Raw genomic sequence first — 21,041 nt, forward strand, 5'->3', positions numbered from 1 at the left:
GGTCGGGCGCGGGACCGGTGCTCAGAGCACCCGGGGTGGGGTGTTGCCCGCGGCCACGATGGCACGGCGGATCGGCACGGCGGCGAGGAGCAGGAACCCGACCACGAAGAAGACCAGCAGTGAGACCAGGCCCACCCGGTACGAGGCGGTGAGTTGGAACACCAGGCCGAAGGCGAGCGGGCCGAGCCAGCTGGTGCCCTTGTCGCTGATCTCGTAGAAACCGAAGTACTCGCCTTCCTTCCCGGCCGGGATGAGCTGGCTGAACAGCGACCGGCTCAGCGCCTGGCTGCCGCCGAGGACCAGGCCGATGGCCGCGCCGAGGACCATGAACGGCACCGGCGCCTCGGCCGGCAGCCGAAACACGCCGATGATCACACCGGTCCAGAGGACCAGGCTGATCAGCACGGTCTTGCGGGCGCCGATGCGCCGGGCCAACGCGCCGAGACCCAACGCGCCCCCGAAGGCGAGGAACTGCACCAGCAGGATGGTGGTGATCAGGGTGCTCTGCCCCAGCCGCAGTTCCTCGGTGCCGTACTGGCTGGCCAGGGTGATGACGGTCTGAATGCCGTCGTTGTAGACCAGGAACGCCAACAGGAAGAACAGCGTCAACGGGTACGCCTTGATCTCCCGCAGGGTGCGGCCCAGCTGCCGGAACCCGTCGGTGAGCACGTTGCCCTGCCGGGCCAGCGCCGCCGCCGCGCTGGGGCGTTCCCGCAGCCAGCGCAGCGGCACGAGGGTGAACACGGCCCACCACACCCCGGCGGAGACGATCGACCAGCGGGCCAGGTCCAGGGTGCGTTGCGGGTTGTCGTCCTCGCTGAACAGGGTGACCGCGACCAGGTTGAACGCCAGGAGAAGGCCACCGCCCAGGTAGCCCAGCGCCCAGCCGCGGCTGGAGATGCCGTCGCGTTCGTCCGGGCCACCGAGTTGCGGCAGGAACGAGTTGTAGACCACGAGGGCCGCACCGAAGGAGATGTTGGCGATCAGGAACAGCGCCCCGCCGAGCAGGTAGCGGTCGCCGGTGACGAAGATCATTCCGATGGTCGCGCCGGCGCCGGTGAACGCGGCGCCGCCCAGCAGCCGCTTCTTGTGCGCCGACCGGTCGGCGATCGCCCCGATCACCGGCAGCACGAACACGGTGAGGAACACCGACAGCGAGATCAGGTACGGGTAGTACGACCCCGCCGCCACCCGGATTCCCAGCGGGTACACGTACCCGTCGCAGGTGTCCGCGCCCAACTCGCAACCCGAGGCCAACTCCGCGACGGTGGTGATGAACGGACCGAGGAACACAGTGATGACGGTGCTCTGGAACGCGGAGTTGGCCCAGTCGTACATGTACCAGCCGCGCCGCTCCCGGCGAGTGCTCGCCGGAGGCGGGGTGTCATACACCGCGGGGGTCGCGGTTTCGGCCATCGGGGGTCCTTCGACGCTCAGGCGGCCCAGTGGCCGCGGCTGCGGTAGACGTCGCGCAGCACGCCGACGTGATCGGTCATGATGCCATCCACGCCACGATCCAGTAACTCGTGCATCTGGGCCGGTTCGTCGATCGTCCAGACGTGCACCTGCAGGCCGATGCGGTGGCAGTAGTCGAGGAAACGGCGGTCCACCACCGGCACCCGCCGGTAGCTTGGCGGCACCTGCGCGGCGACCACCGACGGCGGCAGCCGCAGCGGACGCCCGTGCAGGGAGGCGAGCCGCAGCCGGGCGACGCCGCGCATGCCCAGGCTGGTGGCGACCCGCCCCTCGGTGAGCGCCCGCAGCCGGGTCAGCCGGGCGTCGCTGAACGAGGCGAGCAGCACCCGACCGCCGGCGCCGGCCCGGGTCACGGTCGCGACCGTCGGCTCGACGCCGCCGTCGGCCTTCACGTCGATGTTGAAGCGGACCTGCGGCCACGCGCCCAACACCTCGTCGAGCCGGGGTACGACGGCAGCGCCGCCGACGCGTACCGAGGCGAGATCGGCCCAGCTCATCTCGGCGATGCGCCCCGCCTCACCGGTGACCCGGCGCAGCGTCGGATCGTGGAAGATCACCGCCACGCCGTCCGCGGTGGCGTGCACGTCGGTCTCCACGTACCGGTAGCCCATCCCGATGGCCCGGGCGAACGCCTCGGTGGTGTTCTCGTCGCCCTCGGCCGCGCCGCCACGGTGGGCGAACGCCAGTGGCGCGGGCGCGTCGAGGTAGCCCAGTCGGGTCAACACGCGACGCAGTATGCCCGCCGCTGGTGGAGCGCGGATGGCCCGCCGGCGAAAATCAGGCCCGTGGCACCGGGTGCCACGCCCACCGCGCCGATCTTGCAGTTTCGGTCGTGGATACGCGTGGAACGTTCTTTATGTCGGGACGGCAGGTGCAAGACCGCGAGAGGGTGGGCCGGGCGCGGCCTCAGCTCCAGTCGGTCTGGTAGCCGTCGTGGCGCAACAGGTCCAGCAGATCGGCGTCGCTGGGGCGGTGGGCGCGGGTGAGCGCGGCGGTCAACTCGTCGACTTCGACCGGGTCCGGCCCCTGCACCTCGATCGCGCGGACCTTGGCGCCATCGGTGCGGTAGAGGGCGATGGACGGGTCGCTGTTGTCGGTGTCGTGAGTCACGACCAGCGTGCTTCCGCCGCCCAGGTCGGTGCAGGTGCGCAGCCGCGGCGAGCCGCAGTCGACGCCATCGGGTAGCCCGGTCGCGGGTTGCGGCACGCGCAACCGCCAGAGCACGGGCACGGCCCGGCCGTCGGCGGTACGCAGCGGGTAGGCGATGTCGAGGCCGCCGCGATCGAGCCAGCCGACGGTGCCGGGCCGGGTCACATCGTCGGGGATCAGCAGCTGATCCCGAGGCCACGGTGACGGTCGCGTCAGGTCGGCGAGGTCCCGCTGATCCTTCGCGTGGTGGTGCTCGATCCGCAGACCGGCGTAGCCGATCCCGCCGACGACGACGAGCACCAATGCGGCGAGGACGAGACTACGGCGCGACACGTGATCATTGTCCCCGTCGCCCAGCGGCACCGCCGACCCGGCGTCGTGCAGACCTCAGGGGTTCAGGCCAGCCAGCCCCCGGTCATCCGCGCCACGGCGGAGCCGTCGAGGTCGGCGAGCTTGACTCCGACGAACTGCCGGGCACCGTCGGAGGTCTGCACCCGCACCGGCGGCGTCGGGTCGGCCAGCGCGGCGACCACCACCGCCGCCGCCTCGGAGGGGGACTGCGCAGCGGCGAACGCCTGCCCGGTGCGGGCGAGGTACGCGCGCAGCGCCGGTGCGTACACCCGGGCGTCGGCGCTGGTGGCGTCGGCGTCGATACCGATGTTGGCGACGAACTCGCTGGCCACCGCGCCCGGCTCGACGAGGGTCACCCGCACGCCGGTGGTGGCGGCGAGCGGGGCGAGGGACTCCATGTACCCCTCGACGGCGAACTTCGCGGCGCAGTACGCCTCGTTGAACGGCTGACCGACGATCCCGCCGACGCTGGAGACGGTGACGAGGCGGCCCCGGCGGGCTCGCAGGTGCGGCAGGGCGGCCCGGCTGACGTGCAGCACGCCGAAGAAGTTGACCTCCATGACGGCCCGCACGTCGTCGACGCTGTCCTGTTCCAGGGTGCCGACATGCCCGGCACCGGCGTTGTTGACCACCGCGTCGAGCCGGCCGTACGTGTCGACCACCTCCTCGACACAGGCGGTCACCGAGTCGGGGTCGGTGACGTCGAGGGGGCGTACGTCGATCAGGTCGGCGACCCCGGCGGCATCGGCGGCGGCGCGTAGCCGGCCGGAGCGGCCGACATCGCGCATGGTGGCGACGGTTCGCCAGCCGGCCCGCGCACAGCCCAGCGCGATCTCCAGGCCGATGCCGGTGGACGTGCCGGTGATCAGCACCGTCTGCTCGCTCATGATCTCCTCTTTCGTGGCGTTACTGCCCAGGCTGGACGATCTCGGCGCCGACCTCAGGCCGAACGGCGACGGTGCGCCCGGCTGAGGTCGCTGGGGCGGCCGGGGTCGACGTGGCGGGGCAGGTCCGGCTCGTCGGGGCGCAGCGGGGCGAGGGTGTCGGTGAGCGCGTCGATGATCCGGTCGGTGGCCCGGCGGGCCGCGCCGGGGTTGACGGCCGCCGTCTCGGCCAGGTCGACGGGCGTGCCGAAGTGCACCCGGATCACGGGTCGGCGCCACAGCGAGCGGGCGATGCCGCGCAGCATTCCGCGCGGCGTCTGGTAGGGCAACACCTCGTGCGCGCCCCACTGGGCGACCGGGACGACCGGGGCGCCGCAGGCCAGGGCGAGTCGGGCGGCGCCGGTCTTGCCGCGTTCGGGCCACAGGCCGGGATCCAGGCCGATGCGTCCCTCGGGGTAGATGAGGATCACCGAGCCGCGGGCGACAGCCGTGGCGGCGTCGTCGAGGGCCCGGTGTACGGCGCTGTTGCCCCGGTCGACCCGGATGTGCCCGGCGTGGCGCATGCCGGCGCCGAACACTGGGACGCGGAACAGCCCGGCGGTCGCCATGATCCGCGGGGCGATGCCGCGGGTCTGGCAGGCGGCGGCCATGACCACCGGGTCGAACGGGCTGATGTGGTTCGCGGCCAGCACCAGCGGGCCGCGACGCAGGTGCGCCGGAACGTCGCCGGTGACCTCGAGTCGGGCGAGCAGGCCGACCAGGCCCCGGGTCAGCAGAAGGGCTGCGCGCCAGATCAGCGGCGGCTGCCAGGTGGTGTGTGCGGTGTCCATCAGCGCGCCATCGTCGCACGCGGTCACGGGGTCGCGAGGGCGGGTCGGGTGATCAGGGTCATTGATCCCGGGGCGGCGCCGGCCGCCCCACCTTCTACGACGAGCAGTAGTATTTACTACGTCTCGTAGTACGGATGGTTGGGGGTTTTCAGGTGGACGCGTTGGACGTTGCCCGCTGGCAGTTCGGTGTCACCACCGTCTACCACTTTCTCTTCGTGCCGTTGACCATCGGCCTCTCCGTGCTGGTGGCCATCCTGCAGACGATGTGGCACCGCACCGGCAACGAGCGCTACCTCAAGCTCACCAAGTTCTACGGCAAGCTGTTCCTGATCAACTTTGCGATGGGCGTGGTCACCGGCATCGTGCAGGAGTTCCAGTTCGGCATGAACTGGAGCGACTACTCCCGCTTCGTCGGCGACGTCTTCGGCGCGCCCCTGGCCATCGAGGCGCTCGTCGCGTTCTTCCTCGAATCCACATTCATCGGCCTGTGGATCTTCGGCTGGGACCGGCTGCCCAAGCGGGCGCACCTGGCCAGCATCTGGGCCGCCGCGATCGGCACCAACCTCAGCGCGTACTTCATCCTCGCGGCGAACTCGTTCATGCAGAACCCGGTCGGCTACCGGATCAACCCCGACAGCGGACGCGCCGAACTGACCGACTTCCCGGCCGTGCTGACCAACAAGGTCGCCCTGATCACCTTCCCGCACACCCTGGCCGGCTCGTTCCTGGTCGCCGGGTCGCTGATCGTCGCCGTCGGCCTGTGGCACGTCATCCGCAACCGCGACTCCGCCGACACCGGCGCGTACCGCTTCGCCACCAAGTTCGGTTCCTGGGTGGTCCTGGTCGCCTCCGCCGCCGTGCTGTTCACCGGCGACATCCAGGGCAAGATCATGACGGATGTGCAGCCGATGAAGATGGCCGCCGCCGAGGGCCTCTACACCACCGAGAGCCCCGCCTCGTTCTCCGTGCTCACCATCGGCAGCCTCGACGGCAGCCGCGAGGTGTTCGCCCTCAAGATCCCGTACCTGCTGTCGTACCTGGGCACCGGCGACCCGCACGGCACCGTGCACGGCATCAACGACCTGCAGGCCCAGTACGCCACCCAGTACGGGGCGGGCAGCTACACCCCGATCATCCCGGTCACCTACTGGAGCTTCCGCTTCATGATCGCCTTCGGGATGGCGGCCGGCGCGATCGCCCTGCTGGTGCTCTGGAGCCAGCGCAAGGGCCGCACCCCGAGCAGCAGGTGGCTGCTGCGCGCCGGGCTGGCCATGCCGGTGCTGCCGTTGCTGGCCAACTCCTTCGGCTGGATCTTCACCGAGATGGGCCGCCAGCCGTGGATCGTGTTCGGCGAGATGCTCACCCGCAACGGGGTGTCCCGCAGCGTCTCGCTGGCCGAGGTGCTCACCTCGTTCACCGCGTTCACGCTGATCTACGCCACCCTCGCCGTGATCGAGGTCAAGCTGCTGCTGCGCTACGCCAAGGCCGGCGTGCCGGACGTCAGCGAGCAACCCCCCACCGACGACACCGACGACGCCGAGCGCCCGCTCGCCTTCGCCTACTGATCCCGGAGCCCATCGTGGAACTGACCACCATCTGGTTTCTCCTCGTCGCCGTGCTGTTCACCGGGTACTTCATCCTGGAGGGCTTCGACTTCGGCGTCGGCATGCTGCTGCCCGTGCTCGGCCGCGACGACCGGGAACGCCGCGTCCTGATCAACACCATCGGTCCGGTCTGGGACGGCAACGAGGTCTGGCTGATCACCGCCGGTGGCGCCATGTTCGCCGCGTTCCCCGAGTGGTACGCCACCCTCTTCTCCGGGTTCTACCTGCCGCTGCTGCTGATCCTGCTGGCCCTGATCGCCCGAGGAGTCGCCTTCGAGTACCGGCACAAGCGCCCCGAGGCGTCCTGGAAACGCCGCTGGGACACGGCGATCGTGGTCGGCTCGCTGCTGCCGGCGATCCTGTGGGGCGTCGCCTTCGCCAACATCCTGCGCGGCGTGCCGCTGGACGCCGACCACGAGTACGTCGGCGGACTGCTGGATCTGCTCAACCCGTACGCCCTGCTGGGTGGCGCGACCACCCTCGCGCTATTCCTCACCCACGGCGCGGTGTTCCTCGCCCTGAAGACCACCGGCGACATCCGCGAGCGCGCGGGCGCGCTCGCCGTGCGCCTGGGTGTGGGCGCTGCCGTGCTCGCGGTCGGGTTCCTGACCTGGACGCTGACCATCCGATCCAGCGCGGCCGCCGTCGTGTTCGCCGTCGGCGCGGCCCTCGCCCTGCTCGGCGCGCTGGCCGCCGCCCGGGTACGCCGGGAGGGCTGGGCGTTCACCGGCACCGCCGTGGCGATCGGCCTGGCCGTGGCGACCCTGTTCGCGGCGCTGTTCCCGAACGTGCTGCCCTCCACCCTGGACGCGACCGGCACGCTGACAGCCACCAACGCGGCGTCCACCCCGTACACCCTGAAGATCATGACCTGGGTGGCGGTGATCTTCACCCCGGTGGTGCTGGCCTACCAGGGCTGGACGTACTGGGTGTTCCGCAAGCGCATCGGCGTGGCCAACATCCCCCAGCACTGACCGACGGGTGCTCCTCCTACGCCGATCTTGCACTTTCGGTTGCCGATATCCACGTAATGCCCTCTTCTGTCGCGACAGAAAGTGCAAGATCGCGTGCCGGTCGGCGGGGGAGGGGTGCTGGCGATAAATGGGCGGTCGGCGAGGGGTCGTGCGGCTACGGTTTGCCGATGCCCGCCACTGTGCACGTACGCGAACTCACCGCGGACGACCTCGACGCCGCCTGGGAACTGGGTCGGTTCGCGTTCGGCTCCGACCCGCAGCGCCCGGCGCCCGCGTCCGCCCCGGTGCCCGGCCTGACCCGTTACGGCGCGTTCGACGACACCGGTCGGCTCGTCGGCAAGGCCGTCGACCTGCACCACGACCAGTGGTGGTCCGGGCGGGCGGTGCCGGCCGCTGACGTGGCCGGGGTGGCGGTCGCCCCCGAGGCCCGGGGTCGTGGCGTGGCTCGCGCCCTGCTCGCCGGGCTGCTGCGCGGCGCCCACGAGCGTGGGGCGGCGATCAGCGTGCTGTACCCGACCGTCGCCGCCCCCTACCGGGCCTGCGGGTGGGAGTCCGCCGGGGTGCTGCGAACCGTCGACCTGACCACCGCCGCGTTGCCCCGACACCGACCCGCGTCGCACCTCACCGTCCGGGCCGGTACGACCGCCGATCTGGCGGCCGTCGGCGCCCTGTACGAGACGGTCGCCCGGCACCGCAACGGCATGCTGACCCGCCGGGGCGGGCTTTTCGACGCCGCCGACCGCGGCCTGCCGGGCGACGGGGTCACCCTGGTCGAGGCCGACGGCGAGCTGGTCGGCTACGCCACCTGGCAGCGGGGTCGGGGCTACGGGGCCGACTCCGTGCTCACCATCGACGAGGCCCTGGCCGTCACGGCCGAAGCCGCCGGGGAACTCGTCGGTGTGCTGGGCAGTTGGGCAAGCGTCGCGCCGACCCTACGACTGTGCCCGCTCGACGGGGACGCCGTCAGCATCCAGTTGCCACTGGAGTCGGCCCGCGAGCACGAGCGGGACCTGTGGATGCACCGGCCGGTCGACGTCGCCCTGGCGGTCAGCGCACGGGGGTGGCCCGCCCACACCCGGGGCGTCGTCGACTTCGGCCTCACCGACCCGCTCGCCGAGTGGAACACCGGCACCTGGCGGTTGGCAGTCGCCGACGGCGCCGCCGAGCTGACCCGCGTCGACGGCGAGGCGGATCTGCGGCTGGACGTCCGTGGTTTCGCGCTGCTGTACGCCGGGGCGGCACGGGCCCGGTCGGTCGCGCAGGCCGGCCTGCTGCACGGCGCCGGCGACCCGGCCGCCCTCGACCTGCTGGGCGCCGGTGGTCCGGCGCAGCTGCTCGACTACTTCTGACCGAACGGGCCCGACACGCGGACCGCAGACGCGCCGGTACGACCGAGCCACGCGCCGGATTTCCTCACCGAGCTGTTCCGCAACCCGCTGGACAGGTCGCGACCGCCACTGGTCTGCGCGCCCAGTCGGGGCACACGGGGCAGGCACACCGGCAGGACGACCCCGCGCCCCCCGGTGGGTGTCGCGCCCGACGGGCCGGCGCCGAGTCGGGTCGGGGTCGACGGGCCGGTGCCGGTCAGGTTGGGGTCGCTGCCAGTTCGGCGTTGGCGCGCTGGGTGACCACGGTGAGGGCCCGGGCGGCGGCGCTCGCCTCGTCGGTCGGGATGTCCGCGTAGAGGCGGGCGCTGATGCCCGCGACGGCGTCGGCGATGCGGGCCTGCACGGCGTGGCCGGTGTCGGTGAGCCGCAGCCGTGGCGCGTCGGCGTGGTGGTCGGCCTGGGCGAGGTTCGCGTCGACGAGGGTGGCGAGCACCCGCTGCACCTCCTGCTCGTCGACCTTGAGCGTGCTGGTGATCCGCTGCGTCAGTTGTGCGCGTTCGACCGGGCCGTTGGCGAGGACGTTGAGGGCGAGCAACTGGTTGAACTCGACGCCGAGGGGAGCGACGACCCGTTCGAGCAGGGCCCTGGTGGCGTAGTGGGCGTGGCCGATGACCTGGCCGTTGAGGGTGGGGACGGTGGACATGACGCCTCCTTCAATACGTTGGCCGAGCCAACGTTGGCCGCAACAACGTAACATCCAATCGTGGGTCGCGCCAACGATTCCTGGTAGGCTGCGCCCATGGATCACGCGGCCCCGCAGTCACCCGCCGGGCTCAGCACCACCCCGAGTTGGCTGCTCAACCAGACCGCCAGCCACGCCGCCCGCCTGCTCAGCGAGGGCTTCGCCGCGCACGACCTGCGCGGCTACCACTACCGGCTGCTCGCCACCCTGGCCGAGGACGGCGCGGCCAGCCAGGCCGACCTCGGCCGTCGCTGCGGCATCGACCGCAGCGACGTGGTGGCCGCCATCAACGACCTGGCCGGCCGAGGGCTCGTGGTACGCGCCCCCGACCCGGCCGATCGCCGCCGCAACGTCATCAGCGTCACCGACGCCGGCGCCGACGAGGCCCGCCGGATGGGCGCGACCGTCGAACGCGTCCAAGCCGACCTGCTCGCCCCGCTGTCCGCCACCGAGCGCGCGCAGCTGACGCGGCTGCTCACCCGACTGCTACAGCACCACAGCCGACACTGACCCGCCTCAGCGGGCCTCGCGCAGCTCCGCCAGCCGGGCCTCGATCTCGGCCAACTCGGCGCGCAGCTTCTCGGCCTGCTGCTCCGCCTCGGCCCGCTCGGTGCCGAGGATCTGCTCCACCGCCTCCTGCACTCCCGGCACGTCGACCAGGGCCACCATCTTCAACGCCTCCGCCGGCTTCACCACGTACGGCTTCGCGAGGGCCTTGCTGCCCTGCTGCGCCGCGACGGTCCACTCACCGTCGGCGTACGCCAGGGTCACGGTGAGGCCCGCGGGGCCCTTCGGCTTGACGGCCTTGACCGCCCGCCGCGCCGGCGGCTTCTCCGTCTGCTCCACCTTCGGCTCCTCCTGTCGCTGCGCGGGCACCCGCGGCGTGTCCAACACGAACTCCGGCGCGGCCACCGCGGGCGGCTCGGGCTCCGGCTCCGGCTTCGGCTCCACCACCCGACGAGTAACGCCCTTGGGCGCCACGGCCAGATCGGCGGGGGAGAACGGCAACTCGTCGCGACCGAAGCGCACCACCACGAACTCGTCGGACACCTCGGGGTCGGTCAGCTCGATCACCTGACCGACCTGACCGGCGATCTGCCCCGCCGCCGCGGTGAACACCACCCGCGGTTTGCGCCCGGCCGCCAACGCCTCCCGGATGCTCTGCACCTCGCTAGTGGACAAACCCTGGCCGGCATCCATCACAACCCTCTTCCGTACACCTGTTTGATTGCTGTCTTGATACCAGCCGACTGCGACACCCGCCGCACGGGGCTGTCGCCCGCTCAGCCGCCCAACGCCCGCAGCGCCCGATCCGCGTGGTCGTTCATGCTGACCTCACTGTGGATCACCTCGATGATCCGCCGGTCGGCGCCGATCACGAACGTCATCCGCTTCATGCTCAACGGCCCCAACGGCACCCGCCGCTTGACCCCGAACTGCTGCGCCACCGCACCGTCGACGTCCGACAGCAGCGGATAGTCGAAGCCGTGCAGCTTCGAGAACTCGGCCTGCTTCGCCACCGTGTCGCGGCTGATGCCCACCCGCGACGCGCCCAGCGCCGTGAACTCCGCCGCGAGGTCGCGGAAGTGGCAGCTCTCCGCCGTGCACCCCCGGGTCATCGCGCCCGGGTAGAAGAACAGCACCACCGGCCCGCCCGCCAGGAACTCCGACAGCCGCCGTGGCGTGCCCGTCTCATCCGGCAGCTCGAAATCCTGCACCACGTCGCCGACACCCACACCCGCCACCGCGCACCTCCATCGTCCGATCGACCGCGCGGTGAGCGTAAGCGATCACTCCCAGAGCGCAACCAGATCCGTATCGGTGACCTGCACACGCCCCACCGGCGCCGGTCACGGTAGCGTCGGCACGACCAACGCGCAGCCGTCAGACTCCCGGGAGGCACCGTGGCACCCGTCACCGTCATCACCGGCGGCGGCCGGGGCATCGGCGCGGCCACCGCCCGCCGGCTCGCCACCGCCGGTCACCACGTCGCCCTGTGCTACCGCCGCGACGAGGCCGCCGCCACCGCCGTCCTGGCCGACCTGCGGGCCGCCGGCGCACAGGCCGTCGCGGTACGCGCCGACACCACCGACCCCGAGCAGGTGCGCGCCCTGTTCGACGCGGCCACTCAGCTCGGCCCGCTCACCGGCCTGGTCAACAATGCCGGCGTCACCAGCCCCATCGGGCCCTTCACCGAGCTGCGCGTCGACGACCTGCGCCGGGTCGTCGACGTGAACCTCGTCGGCTACGTCCTCTGCGCCCAGCAGGCCGCCCGGCGGCTCACCGACGGCGGGGCGATCGTCAACGTCTCCTCGGCGGCCGCGACCCTCGGCAGCCCGGGGGAGTACGTGCACTACGCCGCCGTGAAGGCCGCCACCGACACCCTCACCGTCGGCCTGGCCAAGGAACTCGCCCCGAAGGGCATCCGGGTCAACGCCGTCGCCCCCGGCATCGTGCGCACCGACATCCACGCCGACTCCGGGGTGCCCGACCGCGCCGACTCCGCCGTCGGGCGCATCCCGCTGGGCCGCGCCGGCGAACCCGACGAGATCGCCGCCGCCATCGCCTGGCTGCTCGGCCCGGACGCCTCGTACACCACCGGGACCGTGCTGCGCGTCTCCGGCGGTCTCTGACCACGCCTCCACCCGGTCGGAGACCGCCGGGCGTTCACGCGGTCGGAGACCGCCGGATCCGGTTCAGTGGGTGAACAGCTTCGCCGCGGTCACGACGGTCTGCGCGACCCCGTAGCCGAGCAGCGCCGCCACCACCAACCACGAGATCCACAACCGGGCCTGCTGCCCGGGTCGGCTGTCCTCACTCATCGCGTACCACTCCTCTGCGCCGTCGTGTCCTCGTCCACGTCCCGATCCGCCTTCCCATCGGCGTCCCGTTGCGTGTTCTGCTCCGCCGCCGGTTCGTGGTAGCGCTGCGGCACCGGCCGCACCAGCAGGTTCGCCACGAAGCCCACAGCCAGCACAGCCACCATCGTGAACAGCGCCGGCCGGTACGCCGCGGCCGTCAGCGAGCCCGGCTCGCCCTGCGCGTCGAGGAACCCGTTGACGATCAGCGGACCGGCGATCCCCGCCGCCGACCACGCGGTCAGCAGCCGACCGTGGATCGCACCGACCTGGAAGGTGCCGAACAGGTCCCGCAGGTACGCCGGCACGGTCGCGAACCCACCACCGTAGAACGACAGGATCACGCAGGCCAACAGCACGAACAGGGCCGTCGAGGTCTGCCCGACCAGCGCCAGCAGCGCGTACAACACCATGCCGACACCCAGGTACACCAGGTAGATCGGTTTGCGGCCGATGACGTCCGAGGTGGACGACCAGACGAACCGGCCGGCCATGTTGAACAGCGACAGCAGACCCACGAACCCGCCGGCCGCCGCGACGGTCACCGCCGAGGTGCCGTTGTCGCGGAAGAAGTCCTGGATCATCGGGCTGGCCTGCTCCAGGATGCCGATGCCGGCGGTCACGTTGCAGAACAGCACCACCCACAGCAGCCAGAACGAGCGGGTCCTCACCGCGTTCGCCGCCGACACGTTCGCCGTGGTGACCAACGGCTTCGCCGCCACGGCAGCCGGGTCGAAGCCGGCCGGCCGCCAGTCCGGCGCCGGCACCCGCACGTTCGCCACCCCGAACATCATGATCACGAAGTAGCCCAGGCCGAGCGTCACGAACAGCCACACCAGGGCGCTGCCCGACGCCGTCGACCCCGCGTTGGCCGGGTCGTAGCCGGAGTCGTAGAACGACAACAGTTGCCGCGACAGGGGAGAGGCAACCATCGCCCCACCACCGAACCCCATGATCGCCAACCCGGTGGCCAGCCCCGGCCGGTCCGGGAACCACTTGATCAGGGTGGAGACGGGGGAGATGTAGCCGATGCCCAGCCCGATGCCGCCGAGCAGCCCGTAGCCCAGATACAGCAGCCACAGCTGCTTCGTGGCGATACCCAGCGAGCCCACCAGGAAACCCGTCGCCCAGAAACAGGCCGAGACGAACATGGCCTTACGCGGCCCGTTCGCCTCCACCCAGGTCCCGGCGACCGCGGCGGACAACCCGAGCATCACGATCGCGATGCTGAAGATCACCCCGATCGCCGTCTGACCGGTGTCGAAGTGGGCGATCAGGGAGTTCTTGTAGACGCTTGTGGCGTAGACCTGACCGATGCAGAGGTGAATGGCCAACGCCGCCGGGGGGATGAGCCAACGGCTGTAGCCGGGCGGCGCGACGGTGTGCCGACGATCGAGTGCGGAAAGCATGCGCTGCTTCCTCTCCGACGAGGACGAGAAACGTCGCACCCAACGTGCCCACACCACTCGTAAGCGGCAAACCTCACCGTCGCCGGACGGTCGTTCCGCTGAGCTGAGCGGTCAGTCAGCGTCCGCGCGCGTCGCTACCGCAGGTCCGGGGTGTGCCAGCCGCCGGCCAACGCGTCGGCGTCCGCCGGACCCCAACTGCCCCTCTCGTACGACTGCACCGCCGTCGACAGATCCAGGATCGGCTCGACGATGCGCCACTCCTGCTCGATCGTCTCGGCACGCGCGAAGCGCAGGTGCTGCCCGTCCATCGCGTCGTCGAGCAGCCGCTCGTACGCCTCCTGTCGGCGCCCGAAAGCCGCGCCGAAGTCGACGGACAGGTCCACCGGACGGCTCGCCACCTCGGCGCCCGGGCTCTTCGCCTGGATCGACATCGTGATGCCGTCACCACGCCCGAGGCGGAAACGCAGCAGGTTCGCGAGCCCCACCGTGCCCCGCTCGGCCGGGATCAGCGGGCGCTGCGGCTGCTTGAACTCGACCACGACCTCCGTCGCCGTCCCCGGCAGCGACTTGCCGGTGCGCAGGTAGAAGGGCACACCCGCCCAGCGGGGAGAGTCGACAGTCAACCGGGTCGACACGAACGTCTCCGTGTTCGAGTCCGCCGCCACGCCCGGCTCGTCGCGGTAGCCGGCGTACTGCCCACGGACCGTGGACTCCGGCGACAGCGGCGCGACCTGCCGCAGCACCGCGGCCTCCGCCTCCCGGAACGCCGCGGTGTCCTCGCTGGCCGGCGCCTCCATCGCGATGAGCGCGACGACCTGCAGGATGTGGTTCTGCAGCACGTCCCGGGTCGCGCCCACCGTGTCGTAGAACCCGGCCCGGCCCTGGGTGCCGAAACCCTCGGCGAGGGTCACCTGGATGTTGTCGATGTGCTCGTTGTTCCACAGCGGCTCGAACAGCCGGTTGGCGAACCGGAAGGCGTAGAGACCCTCGACGGCCTCCTTGCCGAGGTAGTGGTCGATGCGGAACACGCGCTCCGACGCGAAGGCCGAGGCCAACGTGCGTTCCAACTCGCGGGAGGACTCCAGGTCACGCCCGAACGGCTTCTCCACGATCACCCGACCCCGGTCGGCCAGACCCACGGCCGCCAGGCCCTCGACGACGGAGCCGAACACCGCCGGAGGGATCGCCAGGTAGAAGACGGGACGCTCGGCGTCGCGCAGCCGCTCAGCCAGCCGCTGGTACGTCGTCGGGTCCGCGTAGTTGCCGGAGATCATCGAAAGGTTGTCCGCCAGCCGATCGAAGGTCTCGTCGTCGATCTCGTCGGTGACCTCGGTGACCGACTTGCGGGCCGTGGTGACCAACTGCTGATCATCCCAGGGGGAGCGGGCCACGCCGATCACCGGGACGTCGAGCCGGTCACGCCGGGTCAGCTCGTACAGGGCCGGGAACAGCTTCTTCGAGACGAGGTCCCCCGTGACGCCGAACAGCACTACCGCGTCTGAGCGCACGTGCATGGCACTTCCCATTCGATCATCCGAACCTGATCTTCCGAACGGACAACGGCACGACCCACTCCAGGAATTCCCCAGCGTGGGGCGTACGTGAGGTCGGCGACAACACTGTCTCGACGGGCCCTTATGTTAAGGAAGGTTTACAGTACAGGCGGGGCACCGGTAGCCTGCGACTCTAATCGACCAACGTCGATCATGACGAGGCCTGGAGGTACCGTGCGTCGCCGAAACACCACCACACGGCTGCTGGCCATAGCCGCACTCGCGCTACCGAAATGCGGGCTAGTGCACCGCCCTTCAGGGCGGTGGTGAGAGCCCATGTAGGAGGGCCGTCAATGCCTGAGCGTGCTCTAGGCTGGATGGTTTTGTTGTTCGATGTACTGCCGCAGGAGGCTCAGGGGTGCCCAGCCGACGGAGCCGGCGAAGTACGACGCCGACCACAGGCGGTTGGTGCGGTGGTAATGGTGGACGAGGTCAGGGAACTCTTGGCGCAGTCGTCGGCTGGTCACGCCCTTGAGACAGTTGAGCAGTTTCGCCAGGGCGATCTTGGGCGGGAAGTTCACCAGTAGGTGAATTGGTTGTCCTCGCCGTTGAACTCGACCAACTCGGTGTCGAATAGACTCGACGCGTGCGGCTTCGGTACAACTACCGGCTCTACCCGGATGCCGCCCAGCGTGAGGCGCTGGCGAAGGCGTTCGGGTGCGCGCGGGTGGTGTTCAACGACGGGCTGCGCGCGCGTCAGCAGGCGCGGGAGGCTGGTCTGCCGTATCTGACGGACGCGGAACTGTCCAGGCAGGTCACGGCGGCGAAACTCACCCCGGAGCGTGCGTGGTTGGGTGAGGTGTCGTCGGTGGTGTTGCAGCAGGCCCTCGCGGACCTGAACACCGCCTACCGCGCCTTTTTCGCCTCGTTGTCGGGCAAGCGCATGGGTCGCAAGGTCGCTCTTCCCCGGTTCCGGTCGCGCAAGGACAGCCGGCAGGCGGTCCGGTTCACCGCCAACGCCCGGTTCAAGGTCCTCGACAACGGTCGGCTGCGGCTTCCGAAGATCGGCGACGTGGAGGTCCGTTGGTCGCGGGGGCTGCCGGCTGCGCCGACGTCGGTGACGGTGGTCCGAGACGCCGCCGGTCGGTACTTCGCCTCGTTCGTAGTGCAGACCGCCGATCAGCCGTTGCCCGAGCTGGACTCGGAGGTCGGTATCGATCTGGGGTTGACGCACTTCGCCGTGATGTCCGACGGGACGAAGGTGAGCGCGCCGAAGTTCCTGCGCCGTGCAGCCCGTAAGCTGCGCCGGTTGCAGCAGGGCTTGTCCCGTAAGCAGCGGGGCAGCAACAACCGTAGGAAGGCCGTCCGGAAGGTCGCCCGCGCGCACGCGAAGGTGGCCGACACCCGGCGGGACTGGCAGCACAAGCTTTCGACGCAGATCATCCGTGACAACCAAGCGGTGTTCGTCGAGGACCTGTGCGTGACCGGTCTCGCCCGGACACGGCTGGCGAAGTCGGTGCACGACGCCGGGTGGTCGCAGTTCGCCGCCATGCTGGAGTACAAGGCCGCCCGGTACGGGCGCACCTTCGCCCGGGTAGATCGGTTCTTCCCGTCGACCCGCATGTGCTCGGACTGCGGCCGGATCAACGACAAGATGGCGCTCAACGTCCGGACGTGGGGCTGCCCGTGCGGCAGCCTGCACGACCGAGACGTGAACGCCGCCAGAAACATCAGGGCCGCCGGACGGGCGGACCTCAACGACCGTGGAGCGCAGGTAAGACCGGCACCCGTGCCGGCACCGCGCAGCGAAGCGGTAACCCGCCGGGAGCGTGCCCCTTCGGGGGTGCAGCAGACCGGAATCTCCACCCTTCAGGGCGGAGAGGGCGTCAAAGCTCCCTCTGCATCAACGACGACGAACTCACCTACCGATTCGTCGAGGACGTCATCCGCGAACTCGCCGCCATCACCCCCGGACCGTTCCTGCACATCGGCGGCGACGAAGCCCACGCGACCACCGACGAGGACTACCGCACCTTCATGAACCGCGTCCTGCCCCTGGTCGCGAAGTACGGCAAGCGCGCCTCCGGATGGAACGAGATCACCCAGGCCGACACGTCCACCGACGTCGTCGCCCAGTTCTGGGGCACCGGCACCACCAACGCCAGCCTCGCCGCGGCCGCCGCCCGCGGCAACAAAGTCATCATGTCCCCGGCGAACAAGGCCTACCTGGACATGAAGTACGACGCCAACACCCGCCTCGGCCTGCGCTGGGCCGGCCTGATCGAGGTGTCCGACGCGTACGGCTGGGACCCCGCCACCCGGGTCACCGGCGTCGGCGAGAACGCCATCCTCGGCGTCGAGGCCCCACTGTGGTCCGAGACGCTGCGCACCCTCGACGACATCGAATACATGGCCTTCCCCCGCCTGCCCGCCATCGCCGAACTCGGCTGGTCCACCTCCGCCAGCCACGACTGGGAATCGTTCCGGACCCGACTGGGGGAGCAGGCACCCCGCTGGCGTCTGCAACAGGTCGACTTCTACCCGTCCCCGCAGGTGCCCTGGACCTGAGCCGTACCCGTTGACAGTGGGCACCGGCCGACCCGGCCGGTGCCCACGCGACGATCAGCGACCGCAGACGGTGTCCAACGCCTTCAGCGGCGGGTCGAGATCCGGCGCCTCGACCTCGGTGGCCTTCGGACTGGCCAGGTGCTTCTCGACCCCCGCGGCCAAGGTCTCCAACGCGGTGCGCACCTGCGGATCGACAGCGGTCGGCGCCGCCGTCCGGAGGTCCTGCAACAGCGCGGTGTAGTGGCCCCGGACCTTCGCGCCCGCCTCCTTGGCGCTGACCGGCTTGTCAATCGCGGCGATCGCGTCGTCGGCCATCGCGACGTAGTGCTTCTTGACAAAATCGAGACTGGCGTCGCAGACCTCCTTGCTGTTCGCCGCCACGTCGACGGTCGGGCTGGGCGCCGCGGTCGCCGTCGGCGCGGCGGTCCCCGCGCTCTCCTTCTCGGCAGGCTGGCAGCCGACAACGAGCCCAACGGTCGCGACCAGGCCAACGACAATACGGACAGGCTTACTCGTCAAGGTGTTCCCCCGTGGTGATGCGGCCCCACCGTTCGCGATGAACGCGCAGTGACCAGAGCGCACCACTGTAGACACCCGACGACGACGCCGCACACGGCTTTCACCCGCCTGCCATGAGACGTTGGAGCACACAGCCAACTCCAGCGAGGACTCCTCCATGCACCTGGCGTACGACCAATCACCGGACACCGGACCAGCGGTGGTGTGCCTACCCATGTTCAGCATGAGCCGCACCGCCACGGCCACCGCCTACAGCCCCGCCCTGGCAGGCTCGGGCCTACGAGAGATCTACCTGGACCTGCCCGGCCACGGAGACACCCCCGCACACTGCCCACCCACCTCCCAGGCGGTGCTGGACACCGTCTGCGCCTGGCTCGACCACCACCTCGACACGCCAGCCCTGCTCGCCGGCGGCTCCTACGGCGCGTACCTGGCCGCCGGCATCGCCCGCCAACGACCCGACCTCGTCCGCGGGCTGCTCCTCGTCTGCCCCGGCGTCACCATCGCCCGTCACAGCCGGAACCTGCCCGACGAACCACCGCTCGAAGCGCCCACCGGCTGGCTCGACGCCGCCCCCACCGCCCTGCACGCGCACCTCGACGCCGCCCTGGGCCACCGCACCCCAGCCGTCGTCGCGACGGTGCTCGCGGCACTGAACTCCGGCGGCCCCGGCGACGCGACATTCCAACAGGAGCTGCAGAGCGGCCCCGGCTACGCGCTACCCGACGAGACCGCCGACGCCACCTTCGACGGCCCGGTCACCGTCATCACCGGCCGACAGGACCACATCGTCGGGTACGCCGACCAGTTCCGCGCCATGCGCCACTACCCGCGCGGCACCTACACCGTGACCGACGCCGCCGGGCACTACCTGCCGTACGAACAACCCACCCTGCTGCGCGCGCTCACCCAGGACTGGCTGCGCCGTACGCACATCTGACGGCACGAGCTGGGGGAGTGGACCGCTTGGCGAACGCCACCGTCACCTGGACAGCTTCACGATCACCGCGAACGGTTGGCTCAGGCGCGGCCCTGCTGTGATCCGGGGCGGGACGCGGTCACGTGCCCCGCCCGGATCAGGTCAAATCAGAGTTCCCGGTAGTAGACGGCGACCGGCAGCGGCGTGCAACCCAGTGCTTCGTACAGGGCTCGGGCGGGCACATGGAATCCGTCCCCACCCGTGCCGATCGTGACGACCTCGGCGCCGAGGTCCCGCATCGCGGCGAACGCATGCTCGGACAGCACGGTTCCGGCGCCGAGCCGGCGGTGCTCCGCGGACAGGGCGAGGATCGTGACGCTGGCACTTCGGCGCTCGGGTTCTACGGCCCAGGCCACGTAACCGGCGATGGCACCGTCGATCTCAGCGACCGCGACGTACCGGTGCTCGGCGGGGTCGTGGAGCACGGCAACCTGCTCCACGTAGTCGTCACGCCACTTTCCGTGCTGGTTGGCAAAAACGATCTCGCCCACGAGAGGGCGGAAGGATTCTTCGTAGAACGGTCCGAACGTCTCGATGGTCAGTTCGGTGAGCCGATCCAGGTCATGCTGAAGAAACGAGCGGATACGCATGTGAGTGTGTTCAGTGGCGGGTACGCCAAGCAGCGAAGCAACTCATGATCCGAATCCTATGCGGAGCTGCAACCGCATTCGTGGCACAGCGCCACGGACTGGTATCCGCGATTCGATAATGTACATTATGTAAAGCTAGGTGTTCTGGTGGTCCCCTCACCGTCGATCGGCAGGGGTCAGTCGCGCGTCAGGCCGGGCGGACACGCGTCCTCGTCCGGTCCGACGAGGCGTGCGTTGACCAGCGGGTTGTGCCGCAGTGCCGTGAGCACGGCGACGCTGGCGCCGATGTCGGTCCAGGTGTCGTCCCAGAGGGCCGAGACGAGCCAGGAGCGATCCGCCGGAAAGAACAGGTCGGGCAACGCCCCGTCGCCGCGCATGTGACCGGTCCGCCAGGTGAGGGCCTGCTCCGGGCCGGCCTCGACCAACACGTAGGACCAGCCCCAGTAGAGGGACACTTTCGGGGCCTGCGGAAAGACGACGTCGTGGGCGCCGGTGTCGAGAAAGCCCAGCCACCAGGGCTGATCCGGTGTGCACGAGGCCAGCTCGTCGATCACCGCGCGCTCGTGGGCGTCGAAACCGACGCCGGCGGGCGGATGGAACGTGCCGTACGCGTCGAACACCGGCGGGATCGCGGTGGTGACCGATAAACCCTGTGTGGTGCGGCCGGCGAGCCAGGCGACGTCGCTGGCCGTGCCGATTCGCCACTGCCGCCCGTCCTTGTCGACCTGGACGCGGCCGGTCCGGGTTGTGGTGTCACCGGCGTCGTGGGGTGCGGCGACGGCGGTGGGCGATGCACATGGAGACCACCCGGGTCGGTCGGCCGCCGGCCACCGGTGCCCCTCGGGACAGATCCAGTTCATGGGATCGTCCGGATCTCGGTACACCGTGGGTGTGCCGCGTTGACCACACTCGGGGCAGGTGGCGACGGGCGACGTCATGTCGCGCACCATACGTGTTCCTCGATCAGGGCCACCCGTTTTCGCACCGGTCCGGCAGGCACGTCGACCAGCTGGTACCCGTGCTCCTCGTACACCTCCTGGTGCACGCGCGCGAACGCCAGCGCGTCGGCGTAGCTGATCTGGCGCGCTGCGGTGTGTCGGATGAAGCCCAGCGGGCTGCTCAGGAACACCAGGCGTTGGTAGGTGCGCTCGCGCATGATCCGGTCCAGCTCGGCGGTCAGCGTGTGGTGCAGTGCCTCGATCAACGTTGTCTTGCCGGCGCCGGGCGCTCCCGTGAGGACGTACCGCTGGGGTTTTGGCATCTCCTCCCCCTCCCTCGGCCCTCTTC

The 21,041-nt window shown here is 70.4% G+C and carries 24 protein-coding genes; 8 read left to right on the forward strand and 16 right to left on the reverse strand.

All coding sequences use genetic code 11. The annotated features are described in order from the left end of the window. Nucleotides 1-21 precede the first annotated feature (21 nt). From KBX71_RS23330 to KBX71_RS23350, 5 genes are all read right to left on the reverse strand, one after another. Nucleotides 22-1,416 (reverse strand): MFS transporter, encoded by a 1,395-nt coding sequence (locus KBX71_RS23330; RefSeq protein WP_210820054.1) that lies wholly within the window; start codon nucleotides 1,414-1,416, stop codon nucleotides 22-24. Between the two features lie 17 nt (nucleotides 1,417-1,433). Next, entirely contained in the window at nucleotides 1,434-2,201 is a 768-nt protein-coding gene (locus tag KBX71_RS23335; RefSeq protein WP_210820055.1) for a glycerophosphodiester phosphodiesterase, read from the reverse strand. Nucleotides 2,202-2,382: 181 nt separating this feature from the next. Continuing rightward, nucleotides 2,383-2,958 (reverse strand): hypothetical protein, encoded by a 576-nt coding sequence (locus KBX71_RS23340; RefSeq protein WP_210820056.1) that lies wholly within the window; start codon nucleotides 2,956-2,958, stop codon nucleotides 2,383-2,385. Nucleotides 2,959-3,020: 62 nt separating this feature from the next. Further along, complete coding sequence (locus KBX71_RS23345; RefSeq protein WP_210820057.1) at nucleotides 3,021-3,863, reverse strand: SDR family oxidoreductase; 843 nt, start codon at nucleotides 3,861-3,863, stop codon at nucleotides 3,021-3,023. 53 nt (nucleotides 3,864-3,916) lie between these two features. Next, a complete protein-coding gene (locus KBX71_RS23350) occupies nucleotides 3,917-4,690 on the reverse strand; it encodes a 1-acyl-sn-glycerol-3-phosphate acyltransferase (protein ID WP_210820058.1) in 774 nt (257 codons plus the stop codon). Nucleotides 4,691-4,842: 152 nt separating this feature from the next. Between KBX71_RS23350 and KBX71_RS23355 the strand changes: the two genes are divergently transcribed. The 3 genes from KBX71_RS23355 (at nucleotide 4,843) to eis (ending at nucleotide 8,617) form a co-directional block, all read left to right on the forward strand. Beyond that, nucleotides 4,843-6,255 (forward strand): cytochrome ubiquinol oxidase subunit I, encoded by a 1,413-nt coding sequence (locus KBX71_RS23355; RefSeq protein WP_196926674.1) that lies wholly within the window; start codon nucleotides 4,843-4,845, stop codon nucleotides 6,253-6,255. 14 nt (nucleotides 6,256-6,269) lie between these two features. Further along, nucleotides 6,270-7,268: a cytochrome d ubiquinol oxidase subunit II gene (gene cydB / locus KBX71_RS23360; protein ID WP_210820059.1), complete on the forward strand. Its 999-nt coding sequence runs from the start codon at nucleotides 6,270-6,272 to the stop codon at nucleotides 7,266-7,268. Nucleotides 7,269-7,435: 167 nt separating this feature from the next. Further along, nucleotides 7,436-8,617 (forward strand): enhanced intracellular survival protein Eis, encoded by a 1,182-nt coding sequence (eis, locus tag KBX71_RS23365; RefSeq protein ID WP_210820060.1) that lies wholly within the window; start codon nucleotides 7,436-7,438, stop codon nucleotides 8,615-8,617. Nucleotides 8,618-8,852: 235 nt separating this feature from the next. Here the strand turns inward: eis and KBX71_RS23370 are convergent, their stop codons facing one another. Continuing rightward, a complete protein-coding gene (locus tag KBX71_RS23370; RefSeq protein ID WP_210820061.1) occupies nucleotides 8,853-9,299 on the reverse strand; it encodes a hypothetical protein in 447 nt (148 codons plus the stop codon). Nucleotides 9,300-9,395: 96 nt separating this feature from the next. On the opposite strand from KBX71_RS23370, the gene KBX71_RS23375 reads away from it, so the two are divergent. Continuing rightward, the gene (locus tag KBX71_RS23375; RefSeq protein ID WP_210820062.1) at nucleotides 9,396-9,848 is read left to right on the forward strand and encodes a MarR family winged helix-turn-helix transcriptional regulator; all 453 of its coding nucleotides are present in this window, start codon (nucleotides 9,396-9,398) and stop codon (nucleotides 9,846-9,848) included. Between the two features lie 6 nt (nucleotides 9,849-9,854). Here KBX71_RS23375 and KBX71_RS23380 read toward each other — a convergent pair whose 3' ends face one another. Both KBX71_RS23380 and KBX71_RS23385 read right to left on the reverse strand, forming a co-directional pair. Next, nucleotides 9,855-10,538, reverse strand: a complete 684-nt coding sequence (locus KBX71_RS23380; protein WP_196923105.1) for a hypothetical protein — start codon at nucleotides 10,536-10,538, stop codon at nucleotides 9,855-9,857. 83 nt (nucleotides 10,539-10,621) lie between these two features. Further along, a complete protein-coding gene (locus KBX71_RS23385) occupies nucleotides 10,622-11,083 on the reverse strand; it encodes a peroxiredoxin (protein WP_307787889.1) in 462 nt (153 codons plus the stop codon). 159 nt (nucleotides 11,084-11,242) lie between these two features. Between KBX71_RS23385 and KBX71_RS23390 the strand changes: the two genes are divergently transcribed. Further along, complete coding sequence (locus KBX71_RS23390; protein WP_210820063.1) at nucleotides 11,243-11,971, forward strand: SDR family oxidoreductase; 729 nt, start codon at nucleotides 11,243-11,245, stop codon at nucleotides 11,969-11,971. Nucleotides 11,972-12,034: 63 nt separating this feature from the next. On the opposite strand, the gene KBX71_RS34325 is transcribed toward KBX71_RS23390, so the two are convergent. The 4 genes from KBX71_RS34325 to tnpA form a co-directional block, all read right to left on the reverse strand. Beyond that, nucleotides 12,035-12,160 carry a hypothetical protein gene (locus KBX71_RS34325; RefSeq protein ID WP_256442137.1) on the reverse strand — a complete coding sequence of 42 codons (126 nt, stop codon included), beginning with the start codon at nucleotides 12,158-12,160 and terminating at the stop codon, nucleotides 12,035-12,037. Next, nucleotides 12,157-13,605, reverse strand: coding sequence for an OFA family MFS transporter (locus KBX71_RS23395; protein WP_247683985.1), 1,449 nt, complete (start codon nucleotides 13,603-13,605; stop codon nucleotides 12,157-12,159). The genes KBX71_RS34325 and KBX71_RS23395 overlap by 4 nt, the downstream gene beginning before the upstream one ends. Nucleotides 13,606-13,739: 134 nt before the next feature. Beyond that, nucleotides 13,740-15,119 (reverse strand): glucose-6-phosphate dehydrogenase, encoded by a 1,380-nt coding sequence (zwf, locus tag KBX71_RS23400; protein WP_210820064.1) that lies wholly within the window; start codon nucleotides 15,117-15,119, stop codon nucleotides 13,740-13,742. A gap of 347 nt (nucleotides 15,120-15,466) precedes the next feature. Further along, on the reverse strand, nucleotides 15,467-15,733 hold the full coding sequence (gene tnpA, locus KBX71_RS23405; protein ID WP_210820103.1) for an IS200/IS605 family transposase: 267 nt from the start codon (nucleotides 15,731-15,733) through the stop codon (nucleotides 15,467-15,469). Between the two features lie 11 nt (nucleotides 15,734-15,744). Between tnpA and KBX71_RS23410 the strand changes: the two genes are divergently transcribed. Beyond that, on the forward strand, nucleotides 15,745-17,139 hold the full coding sequence (locus tag KBX71_RS23410; protein WP_210820065.1) for an RNA-guided endonuclease TnpB family protein: 1,395 nt from the start codon (nucleotides 15,745-15,747) through the stop codon (nucleotides 17,137-17,139). After that, nucleotides 17,043-17,666 carry a family 20 glycosylhydrolase gene (locus tag KBX71_RS33925; RefSeq protein WP_307847268.1) on the forward strand — a complete coding sequence of 208 codons (624 nt, stop codon included), beginning with the start codon at nucleotides 17,043-17,045 and terminating at the stop codon, nucleotides 17,664-17,666. Before KBX71_RS23410 ends, KBX71_RS33925 begins: the two co-directional genes overlap by 97 nt. Nucleotides 17,667-17,720: 54 nt before the next feature. On the opposite strand, the gene KBX71_RS23420 is transcribed toward KBX71_RS33925, so the two are convergent. Continuing rightward, the gene (locus tag KBX71_RS23420; protein WP_210820066.1) at nucleotides 17,721-18,185 is read right to left on the reverse strand and encodes a hypothetical protein; all 465 of its coding nucleotides are present in this window, start codon (nucleotides 18,183-18,185) and stop codon (nucleotides 17,721-17,723) included. 121 nt (nucleotides 18,186-18,306) lie between these two features. On the opposite strand from KBX71_RS23420, the gene KBX71_RS23425 reads away from it, so the two are divergent. Then, complete coding sequence (locus tag KBX71_RS23425) at nucleotides 18,307-19,125, forward strand: alpha/beta fold hydrolase (protein ID WP_247683986.1); 819 nt, start codon at nucleotides 18,307-18,309, stop codon at nucleotides 19,123-19,125. A gap of 146 nt (nucleotides 19,126-19,271) precedes the next feature. On the opposite strand, the gene KBX71_RS23430 is transcribed toward KBX71_RS23425, so the two are convergent. The 3 genes from KBX71_RS23430 to KBX71_RS23440 form a co-directional block, all read right to left on the reverse strand. Continuing rightward, complete coding sequence (locus KBX71_RS23430; RefSeq protein ID WP_210820067.1) at nucleotides 19,272-19,754, reverse strand: GNAT family N-acetyltransferase; 483 nt, start codon at nucleotides 19,752-19,754, stop codon at nucleotides 19,272-19,274. A gap of 176 nt (nucleotides 19,755-19,930) precedes the next feature. Next, nucleotides 19,931-20,692 carry a hypothetical protein gene (locus tag KBX71_RS33930; RefSeq protein ID WP_247683987.1) on the reverse strand — a complete coding sequence of 254 codons (762 nt, stop codon included), beginning with the start codon at nucleotides 20,690-20,692 and terminating at the stop codon, nucleotides 19,931-19,933. Next, complete coding sequence (locus tag KBX71_RS23440) at nucleotides 20,689-21,015, reverse strand: AAA family ATPase (RefSeq protein ID WP_210820068.1); 327 nt, start codon at nucleotides 21,013-21,015, stop codon at nucleotides 20,689-20,691. Before KBX71_RS23440 ends, KBX71_RS33930 begins: the two co-directional genes overlap by 4 nt. Between the last annotated feature and the right edge of the window lie 26 nt (nucleotides 21,016-21,041).

This window comes from Micromonospora sp. D93 (genome assembly GCF_018070365.1).
In the GTDB taxonomy this organism is placed as follows: Bacteria; Actinomycetota; Actinomycetes; order Mycobacteriales; family Micromonosporaceae; genus Micromonospora; species Micromonospora ureilytica.